The organism is Embleya sp. NPDC001921 (genome assembly GCF_053594475.1).
In genome coordinates this window covers 374,022-391,238 of the sequence record NZ_JBSFEO010000001.1, presented here as the reverse complement: position 1 = coordinate 391,238, position 17,217 = coordinate 374,022, and the positions used below count along the sequence as shown (strand labels likewise).

At 72.8% G+C, this 17,217-nt stretch carries 15 protein-coding genes and 3 pseudogenes; 8 read left to right on the top strand and 10 right to left on the bottom strand.

What is annotated here, in order from left to right; all coding sequences use genetic code 11:
* Positions 1 to 50: 50 nt before the first annotated feature.
* Positions 51 to 552, bottom strand: a pseudogene (locus tag ACWCPW_RS01635) (Type 1 glutamine amidotransferase-like domain-containing protein); the annotation flags it as partial.
* 179 nt (positions 553 to 731) lie between these two features.
* Positions 732 to 1,448, bottom strand: a complete 717-nt coding sequence (locus tag ACWCPW_RS01630; RefSeq protein ID WP_449759557.1) for a DNA alkylation repair protein — start codon at positions 1,446 to 1,448, stop codon at positions 732 to 734.
* Positions 1,449 to 1,655: 207 nt separating this feature from the next.
* On the opposite strand from ACWCPW_RS01630, the gene ACWCPW_RS01625 reads away from it, so the two are divergent.
* Complete coding sequence (locus ACWCPW_RS01625; RefSeq protein WP_449759556.1) at positions 1,656 to 2,636, top strand: zinc-binding dehydrogenase; 981 nt, start codon at positions 1,656 to 1,658, stop codon at positions 2,634 to 2,636.
* 231 nt (positions 2,637 to 2,867) lie between these two features.
* Here the strand turns inward: ACWCPW_RS01625 and ACWCPW_RS01620 are convergent, their stop codons facing one another.
* Entirely contained in the window at positions 2,868 to 3,950 is a 1,083-nt protein-coding gene (locus tag ACWCPW_RS01620; protein WP_449759555.1) for an FAD-dependent monooxygenase, read from the bottom strand.
* A gap of 154 nt (positions 3,951 to 4,104) precedes the next feature.
* On the opposite strand from ACWCPW_RS01620, the gene ACWCPW_RS01615 reads away from it, so the two are divergent.
* The gene (locus ACWCPW_RS01615; protein WP_449759554.1) at positions 4,105 to 5,097 is read left to right on the top strand and encodes a DUF5996 family protein; all 993 of its coding nucleotides are present in this window, start codon (positions 4,105 to 4,107) and stop codon (positions 5,095 to 5,097) included.
* A gap of 21 nt (positions 5,098 to 5,118) precedes the next feature.
* Here the strand turns inward: ACWCPW_RS01615 and ACWCPW_RS01610 are convergent, their stop codons facing one another.
* Positions 5,119 to 6,585, bottom strand: coding sequence for an amino acid permease (locus ACWCPW_RS01610; RefSeq protein WP_449759553.1), 1,467 nt, complete (start codon positions 6,583 to 6,585; stop codon positions 5,119 to 5,121).
* 193 nt (positions 6,586 to 6,778) lie between these two features.
* A complete protein-coding gene (locus ACWCPW_RS01605) occupies positions 6,779 to 7,561 on the bottom strand; it encodes an enoyl-CoA hydratase/isomerase family protein (protein WP_449759552.1) in 783 nt (260 codons plus the stop codon).
* A gap of 246 nt (positions 7,562 to 7,807) precedes the next feature.
* Between ACWCPW_RS01605 and ACWCPW_RS01600 the strand changes: the two genes are divergently transcribed.
* Positions 7,808 to 8,317: an inorganic diphosphatase gene (locus ACWCPW_RS01600; RefSeq protein ID WP_406295275.1), complete on the top strand. Its 510-nt coding sequence runs from the start codon at positions 7,808 to 7,810 to the stop codon at positions 8,315 to 8,317.
* 126 nt (positions 8,318 to 8,443) lie between these two features.
* Here ACWCPW_RS01600 and ACWCPW_RS01595 read toward each other — a convergent pair.
* Positions 8,444 to 8,875, bottom strand: a pseudogene (locus ACWCPW_RS01595) (helix-turn-helix transcriptional regulator); the annotation flags it as partial.
* A 309-nt stretch (positions 8,876 to 9,184) separates the two neighbouring features.
* On the opposite strand from ACWCPW_RS01595, the gene ACWCPW_RS01590 reads away from it, so the two are divergent.
* Positions 9,185 to 9,685 (top strand): VOC family protein, encoded by a 501-nt coding sequence (locus ACWCPW_RS01590; RefSeq protein WP_449759551.1) that lies wholly within the window; start codon positions 9,185 to 9,187, stop codon positions 9,683 to 9,685.
* A gap of 78 nt (positions 9,686 to 9,763) precedes the next feature.
* Complete coding sequence (locus tag ACWCPW_RS01585; RefSeq protein ID WP_449759550.1) at positions 9,764 to 10,423, top strand: HAD family hydrolase; 660 nt, start codon at positions 9,764 to 9,766, stop codon at positions 10,421 to 10,423.
* 109 nt (positions 10,424 to 10,532) lie between these two features.
* On the opposite strand, the gene ACWCPW_RS01580 is transcribed toward ACWCPW_RS01585, so the two are convergent.
* The gene (locus ACWCPW_RS01580; protein ID WP_449759549.1) at positions 10,533 to 12,125 is read right to left on the bottom strand and encodes an amidohydrolase; all 1,593 of its coding nucleotides are present in this window, start codon (positions 12,123 to 12,125) and stop codon (positions 10,533 to 10,535) included.
* Positions 12,122 to 13,624: an APC family permease gene (locus ACWCPW_RS01575; protein WP_449759548.1), complete on the bottom strand. Its 1,503-nt coding sequence runs from the start codon at positions 13,622 to 13,624 to the stop codon at positions 12,122 to 12,124. The genes ACWCPW_RS01580 and ACWCPW_RS01575 overlap by 4 nt, the downstream gene beginning before the upstream one ends.
* A gap of 215 nt (positions 13,625 to 13,839) precedes the next feature.
* On the opposite strand from ACWCPW_RS01575, the gene ACWCPW_RS01570 reads away from it, so the two are divergent.
* The 3 genes and pseudogenes from ACWCPW_RS01570 to ACWCPW_RS01560 all read left to right on the top strand — a co-directional run bounded on the left by ACWCPW_RS01570 (position 13,840) and on the right by ACWCPW_RS01560 (position 16,027).
* Positions 13,840 to 14,457: a TetR/AcrR family transcriptional regulator C-terminal domain-containing protein gene (locus tag ACWCPW_RS01570; protein ID WP_449759547.1), complete on the top strand. Its 618-nt coding sequence runs from the start codon at positions 13,840 to 13,842 to the stop codon at positions 14,455 to 14,457.
* 125 nt (positions 14,458 to 14,582) lie between these two features.
* A pseudogene (locus tag ACWCPW_RS01565) lies at positions 14,583 to 14,867 on the top strand (urease subunit gamma); the annotation flags it as partial.
* A gap of 125 nt (positions 14,868 to 14,992) precedes the next feature.
* On the top strand, positions 14,993 to 16,027 hold the full coding sequence (locus ACWCPW_RS01560; protein ID WP_449759546.1) for an agmatine deiminase family protein: 1,035 nt from the start codon (positions 14,993 to 14,995) through the stop codon (positions 16,025 to 16,027).
* A 75-nt stretch (positions 16,028 to 16,102) separates the two neighbouring features.
* Here ACWCPW_RS01560 and ACWCPW_RS01555 read toward each other — a convergent pair whose 3' ends face one another.
* Together ACWCPW_RS01555 and ACWCPW_RS01550 are read right to left on the bottom strand one after the other, a co-directional pair.
* Positions 16,103 to 16,651, bottom strand: a complete 549-nt coding sequence (locus ACWCPW_RS01555; RefSeq protein WP_449759545.1) for a hypothetical protein — start codon at positions 16,649 to 16,651, stop codon at positions 16,103 to 16,105.
* Positions 16,652 to 16,833: 182 nt separating this feature from the next.
* Positions 16,834 to 17,145 (bottom strand): 4a-hydroxytetrahydrobiopterin dehydratase, encoded by a 312-nt coding sequence (locus ACWCPW_RS01550; RefSeq protein WP_449759544.1) that lies wholly within the window; start codon positions 17,143 to 17,145, stop codon positions 16,834 to 16,836.
* Positions 17,146 to 17,217 lie beyond the last annotated feature (72 nt).

Genomic DNA, 17,217 nt, shown 5'->3' with positions numbered 1-17,217 from the left:
CCGTCCACGAGGTGGATCGCGGCGCCGTCGTCCAGCGCGTGGCCCGCCGCGAGCAGGCCCGCCTCGATGGCCGCGTGGTACGCCGGGCGGCGTTCGGCCTCACCGTCGTAGTGCGGACAGGCGCTGCCCCGCGCCCAGCCCAGGCCGTCCGCGAGCGGGCGCAGCCCGGGCCCGTACGAGTCGGTGATGCCGCCCTCGAACCAGCACAGCGCCCGCGCTCAGACCGCACACCACCAGGTCGCCCGCGGCGGCCCGGGCCGCGAGCGCGGTGTCGAGGCCGTGCAGGCGCCACAGCGCGAGCAGGTTCGCGGTGGAGCCGCCGCCGACGTAGATCACGTCCTGGTCGGCGAGTTCGTCCGCGAGGTCGGCGCCGGTGCGCCGGAACAGGCTCAGGTGCCCGGTCGTACAGTCGAGCCGCTCGAACGCGCGCCGGAAGCGGTCGACATAGCCGTCCGCGTCGCCGGAGGCGGTCGGCACGAAGCACACGTTGGGGCGGGCCCGACCCGCCAGGTCGAGCACGTACCGGTCGAGCGCGGAGGCACCGTCGTTCATCGAGAAACCGCCGCCGCCCATGGCCACCAGATGAGTCGTCATCGAGACATCCTGCCGTGCCGGACGGTGCCCGGGTCGGCGCCCGCGGCCGGCGGTGCCGCGCGTGCGCGGGCCGGCGCCGCGACGCGCGGGGGGCCGGCCGTAGCTCGGGGCGGTGCCGCGCGTGCGTGGGCCGGCGGTCAGCCGGTGCGCAACCGGGCCGCGTCGGCGGCGGGCAGCCGGCGGATCGCCTCGCGCAGCGTCACCCCGGACATCCGGGCCCGATGCGCGGTGGTCCAGGCGATCACGTACGCCGGGTCCCGCTTGGCGATCTCCCGGAGCAGCCAGCCGATCGCCTTGCGGATGAAGAACTCCCGCTCCTCCAGCATCGCGTCCGCGTAGCGATCGAACCGGACCAGGTCGGGAGCGCCCGCGCGGATGCCCGGCAGCAGGCTCAGCAGCGCCGCCCGGCGGATCCAGAAGTCCCGGTCGGCGGCCCACGCGTCGGCGGTGGCGAAGTCCGCGGGCTCTCGACCCATCAGGACGCCGGCCACTTTCTCCGCGAGCGTGTCCACGTACACCCAGCCCGCCGATTCGCGGATCAGTCGCTCGACGAGCGGCAGGTCGGCGCGGGTGAGCACGCGCGGCTGGAGCCGCAGCAGCTCGATCGCGGCGAAGTGGCTCTCGTGTACCGACCGGGCCCACAACGCGTCGACCCAGGCGAGGAGTTCGGCCCGGGTGGGTTCCGGGCGGGCGCGGGCCGTCGCGGTGACCGTCTTGCGCAGCACCGGCACGGTGACGCCGAGGAAGTCGAGATCGCTCTTCAGATACGCCTTCTCCGCCCGGGCGCGCTCCGGTGTGCCCAGCGCGGCGAGCGTGGCGACGAGTGCGGCGGCGGCTTCCTCGGCATCGAACACGCACCCACCGTACGGCTCGACGGTCGATCGGGCGACGATCGTTCGGTGGATTCCCGGACGTGTCGCTTGACATGAAGTGGACTTGAGGTTCGAGACTGTTCGCACCGGATCCGGGGCGACAAGCCCGCCGGATCGGCCGGTCCGTTCGGCCGTCGTCCCGTAGCCGTTGTCCGTTGTCCGTCGTCCCAGCAAACCCCGGAGTGTCCGATGCGCGCGATTCGCCTGAACGAGTTCGGTCCGGCCGAGAACCTGCGGTACGAGGAGGTTGCGACCCCGGAGCCGGGGCCCGGGGAGGTGCGGATCGCGGTGGCCGCCGCGGGAGTCCACCTGGTCGACGTGATGCTGCGCTCGGGCCGCACCCAAGACCCTTTCCCGCAGCCGGAGTTGCCCGTCACCCTCGGCCGCGAGGTGGCCGGCACGGTGGACGCGGTGGGCGCCGGGGTGGATCCGGCCCTGGTCGGCCGGCGGGTGGTGGCCCACCTGGGCAACGGGAACGGCGGCTACGCGGAGTTCGCGATCATCGACGACCAGGCGCTGCTGCCGCTGCCCGACGGGGTACCGGCCGAGATCGCGGTGGCGATGGTGGGTACCGGGCGCACCGCGCTGGGCATCCTGGACGTGGCCGCGATCACCGCCGAGGACGTGGTGCTGGTCACCGCCGCGGCGGGCGGTCTGGGCACGCTGCTGGTCCAGGCCGCGCACGCGCTCGGCGCGGTCGTGGTGGGAGCGGCCGGCGGGGCGGCCAAGGTCGAGGCGGCGCGCGCGTCCGGCGCCGACATCGCGGTGGACTACACCGCCGCCGACTGGGCCGCGAGCGTGCGCGAGGAACTCGCCGGGCGGCCGGTGACGGTGGTCCTGGAGAGCGTCGGCGGCGAGATCGGCGGGGACGCGCTCGACCTGCTCGCGAAGGGCGGCCGGCTCGTGACGTTCGGCTGGTCCTCGGGCGATGCCATCGCCGATCTGGACACGCGCGCCGCGGCCGCCGGGGTGGCCGTGGAGAACCCGCTGGGTCCGCGGATGGCGAACCGTCCGGGTGGCTTCAAGGCGCTCGCCGAGTCCGCGCTCGCGGCTGCCGCCGCCGGTGAACTGCGGCCCGCGGTCACCACGTTCGAGCTGTCGGAGGCGGCTGCCGCGCACACCGCGCTGGCCGGCCGGCAGACGGTCGGCAAGGTCGTCCTGCTGCCGTGACCCGGCGCCGGGCGGGGTCGAGCGGCGATCCGCTCGACCCCGGTCGGTGTTCGGCCCGCGCCCGTCCGATGCGCGCCGGCCCGCTCGGGCCCGGCCCGCTCGGGCCCGGCCCGCTCGGGCCCGGCCCGCTCGGGCCCGGCCCGTGCCGGGCCGACGCGCTACGGCCCGCTCCACCCGGCCGGCGTCCGACGAACGAAGGCCCGCCCGACTCGGGCCGATGCGCCGGCCCGCTCAACTCCCGCTCGACCCCGGGACATCGGGTGCGGTGGTCGCCCGGCGGCACCGCTCCTCGTACCCGGCGAGTGCCTCCACCGGATCGGTGTGCGCGGCCAGTTCGCGGGCCAGCACGCGCGCGTCCACGATCGCCCGGGAGGCCCCGTCGCGGCCGATGCCGTCGATCGGGAACCCGGCGTGCGCGGCGTCGCCGAGCAGCGTCACCCGCCCGTCGGACCAACTCGGCAGCGGCTCCCGATCGGTCGTCGGGTACTCGTACGCGGCAATCACCGCGGGCACGTCCAGCCAGGGAAAGTCCCAGTCCGCGAAGTGCGCCGGGATCGTGTCGAGTTCGGCGTCCCGACTCCAGTCGCCGGGGCCCGCCTGTGGGCCCGCCGAGAGGTGGCCGGCGATCCAGTTCAGCAGCGCGGGGCGCTCGCCCTCGGCCGCCCGCAGCGGATACGCGACGAACGTGCGCCCGCCGTCCTCCACGGTGACCATCGTGTGACCGGTGTGCAGTGTCGGAGCGGGCGTCACACCACGCCACAGCACCCGGCCGCCGCGTGCCGGCGGCGTCTCGCTCGGGTACATCAGCGAGCGGCCCGCCGAGTCGATCCCGTCGGCGGCGATCAGCACGTCGGCCACATCGGTGACGATCTCGCCCGCACCGTCGGTGAACTCGACGGTGACCCCGTCCGCGGTCTGCGCGTAGCCGCTCAGCCGCAGGCCGGTGCGCAGCGACTCGGCGCCCAGCCAGGCCAGTTGGGCGCGCAGCAGGAGCATCTGCAACTCGCCGCGGTGGACCGACAGCCGCGGCCACGCGCGCCCGGCGGCCGATCCGAGCGGTTCGGACCGGACCCGCGCGCCGAGCCGGTCGTGGCGGACCGACTCGTCGATCGACACCGAGATCTCGGCGACGTCGTCGTACAGGCCGAGTTCGGCCAGTTCTCGCACCGCGTCCGGTAGCAGTTGGATCCCGACGCCGAGCGGGCGGATCTCCTCGACCGCCTCGTACACACTCACGTCGGCGATCCCCGCCGCGTGCAGACTCAGGGCGGTGGCCAGCCCACCGATGCCGGCTCCGGCGACGACAACGCGCACGAGTGCCCCTGTACAGGTGGTTGGGATGTTGTCGCACGCAGGGTACGCTCCGGCCGCGCTCGCCCGTTCGGGGGGTGGCTCACCATCGCCCCGGCCGGCCCGGACGGCGGAGCAAAACGGGACGGGCGGGGCCCGCGAGGGCGAGAATCGGCACATGGGCACCCCTTCGAGCAACCCCGCGCAGGCCGGCGGGCCGGCCGACCCGCCGCGGCTTCCCGAACTCCCGTACGACGCGTGGGTGGACACCCTCGACACGCTGCACCTGTTCGCGCAGATCGTCGGCAAGGTCAAGCTCGCCGCGAGTCACCCGCAGAACCACTGGTGGAACATCACCTTCACGGTGGACGCGCGCGGCTTCACCACCCGCCGGCTGACCGTGGCCGGCGTCGCCTTCGACATCGCGTTCGACTTCATCGATCACCGCGTGGTCTTTCGGACCGATCGCGGCGACGTGCGCGAGATCGCGCTCGTGGACGGGCTGAGCGTGACCGAGTTCGACGTCGCGGTGCACGGGGTGCTGGCCGAGCTGGGCATCGACGTGCCGCTGCTGGAGCGACCGTTCGGCGTCCCGCACCTGACCGTGCCGTTCCGCGAGGACACCGCGCACGCGACCTACCAGGCCGAGTACGCGTGGCGGTTCTGGCGGATCCTGACCTGGTCGGCGGACGTGTTCGAGGAGTTCATGGGCTGGTTCGACGGCAAGACCTCGCCCGTACAGCTCTTCTGGCACTCGTTCGACCTCGCGCTGACCCGGTTCTCCGGCAAGCGGGTCGACCCGCCGATGCGCGGCGTGGACCCGGTCACCGCGGAGGCGTACTCGCACGAGGTGATCTCGTTCGGCTTCTGGGCCGGCGACCCGAACGTCCCCCACCCGGCCTACTACTCGTATGCCGCGCCCAAGCCGGACGGTGTCGAGAAGCAACCGCTCTCGCCGCGCGAGGCGCTCTGGCTGCCGGACGGCTCGCGCTCGACCCTGGACTACGACGTGGTCCGGGTGGCCGAGGACCCGCGGCGCACGCTGCTGGGCTACCTCCAGTCCAACTTCGCCGCGAGCGCGAGCCTGGCGGGATGGCCGACCGACGAGATGCGATCCAACTGGTGCCCGACGAGCGAACAACTCCAGGCGCTGGCCCGCGCCGGGCTGTAGCCCTCGCCCCCGCCCGGCCGGTCAGAACCGCGCGTTGGCGCGTCTGCGCAGGTCGCGGCGGCGGGCCTCGCGGACCAGGGCGAAGGCCAGGACGACGGCCACCACGACGACCGAGGAGAGCAACTGGGGGCGGGCGGTGTGGTCGAAGAGCATCAGGATGGACACCGCCGCGAGGGCCAGCATCACGAACCAGGTCAGGTACGGGAAGCCCCACATCCGCACCAGCAGCCGATCCGGGTCCTCGCGCTCGATCCGGCGGCGCAGCACCAGTTGCGACGCGGCGATGGCGAACCAGACGAAGAGCAACATCGCGCCGACCGAGTTCAGCAGGTGCTTGAACACCTGCTCGGGCCACCACACGTTGAGCAGCGCGGCCACGAACCCGAACGCCGAGGAGGCCAGCACGGCCGTCCTGGGCACCCCGTTCCCCGCCACCCGGGACAACCGCCGGGGCCCCTCGCCGCGCCGGGACAGCGAGAACGCCATCCGGGAGGCGCCGTACAACATCGAGTTGAGCGCGGACAGCAGCGCGGTGAAGACCACCACGTCCATCACGTGCGCGGCGCCGGGGACGCCGATGTCCTCCAGAACCGAGACGTACGGGCTGCCGAGCCGGTCGGAATCCCATGGCAGCAGCGTCGCGATGATCGCCACCGAGCCGATGTAGAAGAGCAGGATCCGCCACACCGCGGTGCGCACCGCGCGGGCCACGTTGCGCGCCGGGTCGTCCGACTCGGCGGCGGCGATCGTGACGATCTCCAAGCCGCCGAACGAGAACGCGACCGCGAGCAGGCCGGTGATCACCCCGTCCCAGCCGTTGGGCAGGAAGCCGCCGTTGCCGGTGAGGTTGGCCAGGCCCGGCGCGTCGGCGTCCGGCAGCCACCCCAGGATCGCCAGCACACCGAGCACCAGGAAGCCGACGATGGCCAGGATCTTGATCGTCGCGAACCAGAACTCGGACTCGCCGAACGAGCGCACCGTGAGCAGGTTGGCGCCGGTGAACACGAGCATGATCACCAGCGAGAACACCCAGATCGGAACGCTCGGCAGCCATCCGTGCGCGATGGCGGCGGCGCCCGAGGCCTCGACGGCCAGCACGATGGTGACCATCCACCAGTACAGCCAGCCGACGGTGAAGCCGGCCCAGCGCCCGAACGCGGCTCCCGCGTACTCGGAGAACGATCCGCTGCGCGGAACCGCCGCGGCCATCTCGCCGAGCATCCGCATCACCAGCAGCACCAGCACCGAGGCGAGCGCGTAGGAGATCAGGATGCCCGGGCCGGCGGTGTGGATGCCCGCTCCGGTGCTGACGAACAGCCCCGCCCCGATCGCGCCGCCGAGCGCGAGCATGGTCATGTGCCGGGGCTTGAGGGTGTGACCGAGGTGGTGGGTGCCCTCGGCGCCGGGGTCGGTGCCGGAACCGGTGCCGGTCTCGGTCCCGCCGGGGGCGGTGTCGGCGGCGCTGCCTGGGATGTGTGGGCTGCTCATGGGTGGCGCTGATCCTGGGGACTGGAACGGTCGTGCGGAGCAGACAGTATTCCGCAGTTCCGGAGGCGTCCGGCAAACCGGGACAACCCAGGGATGTTCGAGCCCGGGCGGACGGAGGGTGGTCCGGCTTCACCCGGGCTCGGCCCCGGCCGGCCGGACCGCGCCGACCGGGCCGGCGCGCCGCGCCGAGTGCTCAGCCCTCGCGGGCGTCGATCGCCGCGAAGTCGGGTTCGCGCCGCTCGGCGAAGGCGGTCAGCGCTTCGATGTTGGCGGGCTTGCCGAGCAGCCGCCCGAACGCCGCGTCCTCGCGTCGGCGGGCATCGACGATCCGGTCGCCGAGACCCTCCAGGACCGCCCGCTTGCACTCGATCAACGAGGAAATCGACTTGGCGGCCAGGATCCGCGCGTGCCGCATCGTCACGTCGAGCAGCTCGTCGGCCGGGCAGACCTTGAACACCAGGCCCATCTCCAGACACTCGGCGGCGCTCAGCCACTCGCTGCTCAGCAGTGCCCACATCGCGTTCTGCCGACCGAGCAGCTCCGGGAAGGTCACACTGCTCGCCGCCTCGGGCGCCACCGCGAGCGAGGTGAACGGGCACTTCAGCCGCGCGGTGTCGGCCATGAAGGCGAGGTCGGCGAAGCCCAGGACGGTCGCGCCGATGCCCAACCCGAGGCCGTTGACGGCGATCAGCAGCGGCTTGGGGAACGCCTGGAGCCGATCGACCATGCCGCCGAATCCGTGCTTGCCCCTGACCTTGGTGCCGCTGTTGTGCTGCGCCATCTCGATCAGGTCGGTGCCCGCCGAGAAGGCCCGCCCGGCGCCGGTCAGCACCACCACGGCGACGGTGGGATCGGCCGCCGCGTCGATCAGCGCCTCGGCGGTCGCGTCGTACAGCGCCTCGTTGAACGCGTTGAGCGCTTCGGGGCGGTCGAGGGTGATGGTCCTGACGCGGTCGGCGTCCTCGATCCGGATCACGGCTGCTCCTGACGGGGTGTGCGGAGGCGGGGCGGGAGTGCGGTGGGGCGATGGACAGGAAACCTTACTTAGTTGACCGAGTCAAGGGTCGGCGCGATCGGGTGGTCGAGGGGTGCCGATGGCCCGGTTGTCCCGTGCTTCACGTGCGTAACGGCCCGGTGACGTGGGAAAGTCCTCGACGGTACGTCAGGAATACGGAATGCCGCGCATATCGGGTCTTGATCCATAGGCCGTTAAGGAGCCGTCGTGGAGTTCGACGTCGTCGTGGAGATTCCCGCGGGCAGTCGGAACAAGTACGAGATGGACCGCCGCACGGGACGCATCAGGCTCGACCGCATGTTGTTCACGTCCACCGCCTATCCCGCCGACTACGGATTCGTGCATCGCACGCTGGGCGGCGACGGCGGCCCGCTCGATGTGCTCGTGTTGCTGGACGAGCCGACCTTTCCCGGCTGCCTGATCCGCTGTCGCGCGATCGGCATGTTCGTGATGAGCGACGAGAAGGGCCCGGACGAGAAGGTCCTGTGCGTGCCCGCTCGCGACCCGCGCAGACACCCGATACAGGACATCGGCGATGTCCCACCGTTCCAGCTCAACGAGATCGCCCACTTCTTCGAGGTCTACAAGGACCTGGAACGCGGCAAATCGGTGGAGGGTTCGCACTGGGAGGGGCGGGACGCCGCCGAGAAGGAGATCGTGGCGGCCTACCAACGTCGCGAACTGGACAGTGGGGATTGGCCGTTCGAGGGTCGGTGAGCGTGCGGGCCGCTGGTTTCGGCCGGGTTCACCCGGGCGGGTCGCCCGCCGCGCGGGTGACCCGCCCGCCCAACGCGCGCGCAGGTGCTCGCGCAACTCGGGCGGGTCGTGCACCTCGAACCCACAGCCGAGCATGGACAGTCGGAACGCGAGCCAGTCGAGCGTGTCGACGCAGCCGGTCGGTCGGCAACGGTCGGCGTCGGGCGGACGCAGGCGTGGGGTGTCGTCCTCGGCGGCGCCGGCCAGGGCGTCGCCGAGCCGCACGGTGACCTGATCGGCCGACGCGTACAGCGTGACGTCGGCCCGGTACACCGGCTCCGAGGTGTGCAGGGTGCGGGCCGCGTAGGCGGCGGCGTCCGGGTCGGGCAGGGCCCGCTCCGGACACCGGGCGCCGGTGGGACGCGGCTCGCGCACCCGGTCCACTTGGAACGTGCGCCAGTCGGCGCGGTCGGCGTCGTAGCCGACGAGGTGCCGGCGGCGGCCGGCCGGCACCAGTGCCTTCGGCTCGATCAGCCGCGCTCTCTCCCGGCCGTCGGCCGCGCGGTCGCCAAAGCGCACCTTCTCCTGCCGCGCGATGGTGCCCGCGAGCACGGTGAGCGTCTCGGGATCCACCGTCGCGTCGGGACCGGCATCGCCGGCGGCACGGTGGCGCCGGACACCGCCCGCACCCGCCCGCGCAACCGGGACGGCAACACCAGACGGGCGGGGGCGGCAGCGGTCATGGCGGGAGAATGCCGGCTGTTCAGGACAGGATCCGACCTACATGGCGAATAGCGTCGAAGACACGAGGACGGCGCGCACCGCGCCGCCCGACTCCCGCCTCGGCGGGGTTCCCCGCGCACCCGCTCGTCTTTCGGAGGCATCGAGATGACCGTCAAGACCGTTCCCGAGGGCTACACCACCGTCACCCCGTGGATCCTGTCGCACGACACGGCGGCGCTGATCGACTACCTGAGCGCCGCGTTCGGTGCCGAGGAGGTGCCGGGCTCCCGGTTCGTCGGCGCGGACGGCCGGATCGGCCACGCCGAGATCCGGATCGGCGACGCGGTCGTGATGATGTTCGACATCGATCCCGCGACTCCCGCGCCGCCCTCGTTCCTGCGGCTGTATGTCGAGGACGCCGACGAGGTGCACCGCCGCGCGGTGGCGGCCGGCGGCACGTCGGTCACGGACGTGACGCACCTGTTCTTCGGCGACCGGGTCGGGCGGGTCCGCGACCCGTTCGGCAACCTGTGGTGGATCCAGGCCCGAGTCGAGGACGTCACCCCCGAGGATGTGCAACGGCGGCTCGTGGACCCGGAGTTCGTCGCCGCGATGGCCTACGTCCAGGGTGCGGAGTTCTTCCCGGAGACGAAGCCGACCGAGTAGTCGCCGCGGGGTCACCGCGTGACTTTGCCCCCGGCCGCCGGCCGCCCGTCCGAACCCGTCTTTCGTAGGCTGCCCGGTATGACACAGACCGGGTTCGATCTGGTGATCTTCGATTGTGACGGCGTGCTCGTGGACAGCGAACGCATCGCGGTGCGGGTGGACGCCCGGGTGCTGGGCGCGCTGGGATGCGCGTTCACCGAGGAGGAGATCGTCGAGCACTTCGTGGGGTGCTCGCGCGAGCGGCACACGGCGCTGGTCGAGGAGCGCCTCGGCCGGCGCCTCGACCCGAATTGGCACCAGGAGTTCCGGCACCTGTACCGGGCCGCCTTCGACGCCGAACTGACCGCCGTGGACGGCATCTTCACAGCCCTGGAGCAGATACCGGGACCACGCTGCGTGGCCTCGAACGGCCCGCGTGGCGGCGTCGAGCGCAACCTGAAGCTGGTCGGGCTGCACGGCCACTTCGAGGGCCGGGTGTTCAGCGCGGACGACGTCGCCGAGGGCAAGCCCGCGCCCGACCTGTTCCTGCACGCGGCCCGGGAGATGGGTGCCGATCCGGCCCGGTGCGTGGTGATCGAGGACAGCGCCTACGGCGTACGGGCGGCCCGCGCGGCCGGGATGCGGGCGTTCGGCTATGTCGGCGGGTTGACCCGGGCGGATCGACTGGCGGACTCGGGCGCGGTGCTCTTCGACGACATGCGCGCGCTGCCGGACATGTTGCGGGCGGTCGGGGGCTGAGCGCGGGCGCACCCGGCGCCGAGCCGCCGAGACCCGGCCCGATGTCGGGCGGCCGGGTCGCGGCGGCGATCGCCGTGGGCGATACACCCAGAGCCGATGTACGACACACCTAGAGCCGATGTACGACCCGACCCGCGACCACCGTCGCGGTCACCGGCAGTTCCGGCAGATCGTCCGGGGCGCAGGTGAGCGGGTCGCCGCCGAACATGGTCAGCTCGGCGTGCCGGCCCACCGCGATCCGACCGGCCACCGCTTCCTCGCCCGCCGCGTAGGCCGCCTCGGTCGTGTAGCCGGCCAGGGCCCGGTGGGCCGAGATGCCGGCCGAGGTCCCGTACGCCGCGCGGTCGGGCTCGCCCGCCGGACGGCGCAGTTGCGCGCCGGCCAGCGTGCGCCTGGGGTCGAACGCGGCGACCGGCCAGTCCGAGCCGAGCGCGACATGGCCGCCGGCGGCCAGGATGTCGGCGTAGCGCCAGGCCTGTTCGGCCCGTTCCGGGCCGACCCGGCGCGACCAGTTGTCCGATCCGTCCGGCAGCGACCAGTCCATGTGCGTCGGCTGCATCGAGGCGACCACGTCGAGCGCGGCGAAGCGCGGCACGTCGGCGTCGCTCAGCACCTCGGCGTGTTCGATCCGGTGTCGGGTGCCGGCCGGCGCGCCGTGCTCGGCGTACACGTCCAGCGCCCGGGACACCGCGCGGTCGCCGATCGCGTGCGTCCAGGCGGGCAGCCCGGCGCGGCCCGCGATCGCGACCGCCTCGGCGTACCGGTCGAAGTCCTTCCACTGCGATCTGTGCGACTGGCCGCAGCAGTCCGGCTCGTGCAACCACGCGCCGCCGCCGTCGATCGCGCCGTCGGCGAAGAACTTGACCGCGGCGAGTCGGACCAGGCCGTCCAGAGAGCGCAGTTCGCCGATCCGGTCGGCGAGGTTGTCCACGTCGCCGGGCGGGCACCACGGCGCCAACCGCACACGCGTGGTCAGCCGTTGTTCGTCGTTCAGCCCGGCCAGGGTCTCGGCGGTGCGCGGCCCGTCGTCCAGGACGTGCACTCCGGTGATCCCGTGCCGGTTCTGCTCGGCGAACAACTGCGCCACCCGCGACTGGAGTTCGGCGCGCGGCATGGGCGGTACCGCCCGGTAGCCCAGGAAGCACGCGGTCATCTCGTGCAACTCGCCGGTGGGGCCGCGCTCGTCGCAGACGATCTCGCTGCGGTCGGCGAACTCGCGGGGGCCGGTCAGCCCGGCGATCCGCAGCGCGGCCGTGCTCAGCAGCGCGGTGTGGCTGTCCGACATCCACACGAACGCCGGTCGACCGCCCACGGCGTCGTCGATCAGGTCGCGGTGGATGGCGCGGCCGGCGAACGCCGCGTACTCGCCGCCGAAACCGATCACCCAGTCGTCCGGTCCGCACGGCGCGGCCTGTTCGGCCAGCCGGCGCCGGGTCTCCTCCAGGGTGACCGCGCCGACCAGGTTCGCGCCGCGGGTGGTGTCCGCACCCAGCACCGGGTGTTGATGACAGTCCGTCAGCCCGGGGGTGACGGTGTTCCCGGGCGCGCGGATCACCTCGGTCCGCGGTCCGATCAGCGTCCGCGCGTCGGCGCCCAGGGCGACGATCCGCCCGTCCCGCGCGGCGAGCGCGTCGGTGGTGGGCGCGGTGGGATCCATGGTCAGCACGTGTGCGTCCAGGATCACCAGGTCCGCGGCGGTCATACGGTGCTCCTCTGCGGAATCGGGGTCGGTTCGTCGGCGCCGCGGTCGGCGAAGCTCTCGCTCACCCGCACCTTGTCCTGCGGGCGGGCGACCAGCAGGTAGGCCACGCCGGTGCCGACCACGACGACGATGCCGAGCACGGCGGCCCAGACCTGGTAGGCCGGTGCGCCGGGCGGGGCGAGGAGTTCGCGCGGCCACGCGATGTTGACGAACTCGAAGGCCAGCCAGGCGACCGCGAGCACGTTCAGCGGCGTGCCCCAGCGGCCGAACCGGACCGGGCCGCCGGGCGTCCAGGACCCGCGCAGCCGGGCGATCAGCGCGGCCAGCGCGATCAGCAGGAACTGGAGGTACATCGCGGCGCTGCCGAAGGTGATCAGGCTGCCGATCGCGGCGCTGTTCAGCGCGAGCAGCAGGGCCAGGCAACTGATCGCGGCGGTGATCACCAGCGCGCCGATCGGCGCCTGCCGCTTGCTCACCACACGCAGCGCCCGGGAACCGGGCAACACGCCGTCCCGGGAGACCGAGTAGACCGAGCGTGCGGCGGCGGCCTGGGAGGCGAGCGCGCACGCGATGAACGCGATGATCACCACGACCACGAACGGCTTGGCCGACCACGAGCCGAACGAGTTCACCACGGCGGTGGTGACCGGGTCCAGGTCCTCGCCCGCGACCACCTTGGCGGGGTCGGGGTGGGCCAGTTCGGCGGCCACGGCGTTCAGTACGACCAGGCCGCCGACGCTGATCAGGGTCCACCAGATCGCCTTCGGCACGTGCCGGGCGGCGTCCTTGGTCTCCTCGGAGGAGGACACGCAGGCGTCGAAGCCGAAGAACGCCCAGCCGCCGACCGCGAGCGCGGCGAGCATCGCGGAGAAGGTCGAGCCGCCCGAGAGCGCCTCGGCGCCCATCGTGTCGGTGAGGATGCCGAAGCCGTTCTCCCGGAAGAGCAGCAGCAGGGCCAGGCCCACCCCGAGCGAGGCGAGCGCCTCGGCCGCGATGCCGGCCGCGAGTACCCAGCGCAGCACGTCGATGCCGAACGCGTTGACCGCGGTACAACACAGCAGGAAGATCGCGGCCACCACGACGATCCGGCCCGGCGTGGGATGGGCGTCGAAGAGCGCGAAGAACCACGGCGCGCCCAGATAGACGATCGTGGTGTTGGCGAACACGACCGCGCACATGCCCACCCAGCCCGCGAGCCACGCGTACGTGGGACCGACCAGGCGACGGGCCCACTGGTAGGCGCCGCCCGCGATCGGATACTGCGAGGCCAGCTCGGAGTACACACACATCAGCAGCGCCTGGCCGAGCAGGCAGATCGGCAGCACCCACACCCACGCGGGACCGGCGATGGTGGTGCCCACCTGGGCGACGGCGTACAGGCCCACGACGGGAGAGACGGTCGCGAAGCCGATGGCGAGGTTGCCCAGCACGCCCAGACTGCGCTTGAGCTCCTGTTCGTAGCCCAGTTCGCCGAGTTGCTCGGCGTCGTGATCGACCACCGGGGTCGACGTGGGCGACACCGACGCGGCGGGCGTCGGTGGGCGAGAAGTGCCGTGGTTCATCGGGACCTCGCAACGGGGACGTTAAAACTTACTTAGTTAGTTTGAGGACCCTAACCTTCGACCGGGTGTAGGGGAAGAGGCGACTTCGGGCTAGGTTGGCGACGCAGAGTGACCGACGGCGGTGCTCGCGAACGGCACGAGGTGAACGCACGATGGGTCGACCCAGCCGCCCCAAACTCGATCGCGAACTGATCGCCAGGGCCGCGGTCGAGTTGGTGGACGAGAAGGGCATGGGCGCGCTGACCATGCGGGCCCTGGCCACCCGGCTGGACGTCCAGGGGCCCTCGCTGTACAACCACGTGGCGTCCAAGGAGGAGCTGCTGGACGCGATCACCGTGGTGATCACCCGGGAGATCGACCGCGCGCCGCTGGAGGATCCGGACTGGAGGGTCGGCATCACCGCGTTCGCCCGAGGTTACCGGGCGGCCTACCTGCGCCACCCCGAGGCGCTGCCGGTGATCGCCCGCCGGCCGGTGTCCACCGAGCAGGCGCTGGCCGCGTACGACGCCACCGCCCGCACCCTGATCCGGATCGGCCTGAGCCCGGCCGACGCGGCCGAGGTGTCCGCGGCGCTGGACTACCTCGTGATCGGGTCGGTGATAGAGACCTACGTCGAGGGCTTCGTCCGGCCGGTCGAGGACTACCGGGCCGAGTATCCCTCGCTCGCCGACTCGCTGGCCGCGAGCGACCCGAGGGCGCTCGACGAGCGCGGTTTCGAGACCGGGCTGCGGCTGCTCCTGGACGGTCTGGCGGCGCGCCTGGCCCGCTGAGCGAGCCGCGCCTGAGGCCGCGGGCCCGGCGCGGGAACGGTCGGCCGACACCCGCCGAGGGCGTTGACAGTCGGTATTGAATGGCGTTCAATGCGGTTTGAACGCCATTCAATACGGAGGTGCGCATGCGGCCGACGCCCACCGGGCGGGATCGGTTGCCGATCTTCACAACCGCCGAGCGGGCCCATGCGCGGCGGGCCCATGCGCGGCGGGTCCACGCGCGGCGGGCCCGAGGGCTGCTCCTGAACGTGCCCGAGGCCGCCGCGCCGATCGCGGACACCGGGTGCGAGGCGGCCCGGGGCGGTGCCCGGTCCGCCGCCGCGATCGAGGCCGGGCGCTCGGTGCTCGGCGTGACCGACGTGCTGCCGGGCGTCGTGGACGCGCCGGCCGACGTCGAGGTCGAGGCGGTGTCGGGTCCACCGCCGCTCCGCCCCGGATCACCGCGCCCGGCGCGCGGCTCCCGTCATTCCCGTGGCCCCGTCGCGGATCCGTTCGTGGATCCACGGCGGGACCCGATTTCCCGAAGGATTTCCCGATGACCAACACCCCGGCCGCAGACGGCTTCTCGATGCCCGCCGAGTGGGTGCCGCACGAGCGCACCTGGATGGCCTGGCCCAGCCGCAACGAGACCTTCGGCGAGGAGGACCTGCACACGGCGCGGACCGCGTGGGGTCGGGTGGCCGAGACGATCTCCCGCTACGAGCCGGTGACGCTGATCACCGATCTGGGCGAATCGGACACCGTCGCGCGGTACGTCGGCCGGCCGTTGACCGTGCTGGAGCAGCCGCTGGACGACGCCTGGATGCGCGACATCGGGCCCACCTTCCTGACCGGTCCGCAGGGTGAACTTGCCGCCGCCGACTGGGTGTTCAACGGCTGGGGCGCCCAGGAGTGGGCCTCGTGGGAGCACGACCGGGAGATCGCCGAGCATGTGATCGAGGCGGCCGGCGCCCGGCGGTACGCGTCGCGGATGGTCAACGAGGGCGGCGGCATCCATGTCGACGGCGAGGGCACGGTGTTGATCACCGAGACCGTGCAACTCGACGAGGGCCGCAACCCCGGGTGGACCAAGGAGCAGGTCGAGGACGAACTGAAGGCGTTCCTCGGCGTGCGCAAGGTGATCTGGCTGCCGCGCGGCCTGACCCGCGACTACGGCCTGTACGGCACCCGGGGGCACATCGACATCGTCGCGTCGTTCGCCCGCCCGGGCCTGGTCCTCGCACACGTGCAGCCCGACCCGGCGCACCCGGACCACGAGGTCGGCAAGGAGAACGTGGCGCTGCTGCGTGCCTCCACCGACGCGCACGGCCGTCCGCTCGAAGTGGTCGAGATCCCGGCGCCGACCGTGCTCGAAGCGCACGACGACTGGGTCGACTTCAGCTACATCAACCACTACGTCGCCAACGGCGCGGTGGTCCTGTGCGCCTTCGACGACCCGCGCGACGAGGAGAACGCCGCGACCTTCGGCAAGCTCTTCCCCGGTCGCACGATCGAACTGGTCGACGCCCGCGACATCTTCGCCAACGGCGGCGGCATCCACTGCATCACGCAGCAGCAGCCGAAGGTGTGAGCGAAGGCGGCGGGGCGACGGCGTCGCCCCGCCGCCGGCACCGCCGGGCGCCGACGTCGTACGGCGGGCGCGTGGTCAGCGGTGCTCGGTCGACGCGGTGCCGTGGGGACCGGGACCGCGACCGGGCGGCTCGGCGCAGGTGAGCGGCTCGGCCGACCCCGCGGGCCCGGCGGCGTTCGACGCGGGGGGCGGCGCCGTGCCCCGCTCGCCCGCGCCGAACGCGGCGAGGGCGAGCAGCAGGACGGCGAGGGCGACGGTGGTCGCGGTCGGCACGTACCAACCGGCGTCGGACGCGGGTTCCACGAGCGCGGCCAGTACCGCGATCGTGCCCGCGAACAGCAGGGAACCGGCGAACGCGGGTATCCCGCGGCGTCCGGCCGTGGCCGCGACCGCGCCGGCTATCAGGACCAGCAGCAGCACCAGACCGGCCAGGCCGACCAGCGACGGGCCGAAGTCGTCGCCCGTGCAGCCGCGTCGCCCGAAGTCGTCGCACGAACCCTGCGCGGCGGCGCGGATCGCGTACGTCCCGATCAGCCATCCGGCCGAGCCGGCGCCCGCGAACGGGAGGAGCCAACCGCGAACGGTGGTCGAGACGGGATGGGACGCCGATGCGTCGGTGCTCATGCTCGGAGGCTAGGCGCCGCTGCGGTCGTCTTGATGAACGGCCGGAAAGCGCCGCGTGAAGCCTGCGTGGCCCACTGCCCGGTCGCGGCGCCCGGCCGCGGCCTCGACGCCGCGGCGCGGGCGGGGCCGAGGGCGCCGCCCCTCCGCCGTCCGCGGCCCCGCCGCGCGGCGCCCGCGCCCGTTCAGTCCTTGAGGGTGGCCCCGTGGGCGGCGGCGAAGGACGCCACGCGGGTGGCGAACTCGACGTCGAGGGTGGTGATCCGGTCGCCCGCGTCGTGGGTGGTCAACGCGAAGGACAGGGTGCCGTACAGGATGGTGATCCGGGCGTGGTGGTTCGCCTGGTCCTCGGAGGCGGCGACGGTCGCGTAGAAGGCGGGCACGTCCGCGCGGGCGCACGTGTAGGTCGCGGTCAACTCGCCGTCCACGACCCGCCAGCCCGGGAGGTCGGCGAGGGCCTTGGTCAGTTCGGCGTCGGTGAGCGGCTGGGGTGCCACGGTTGAGTCCTCTCGTCGGGGTGGGCGCTGCCTTCCGCCAGTATGGCGGCGTCGGTTCGCCGGACACGGTAT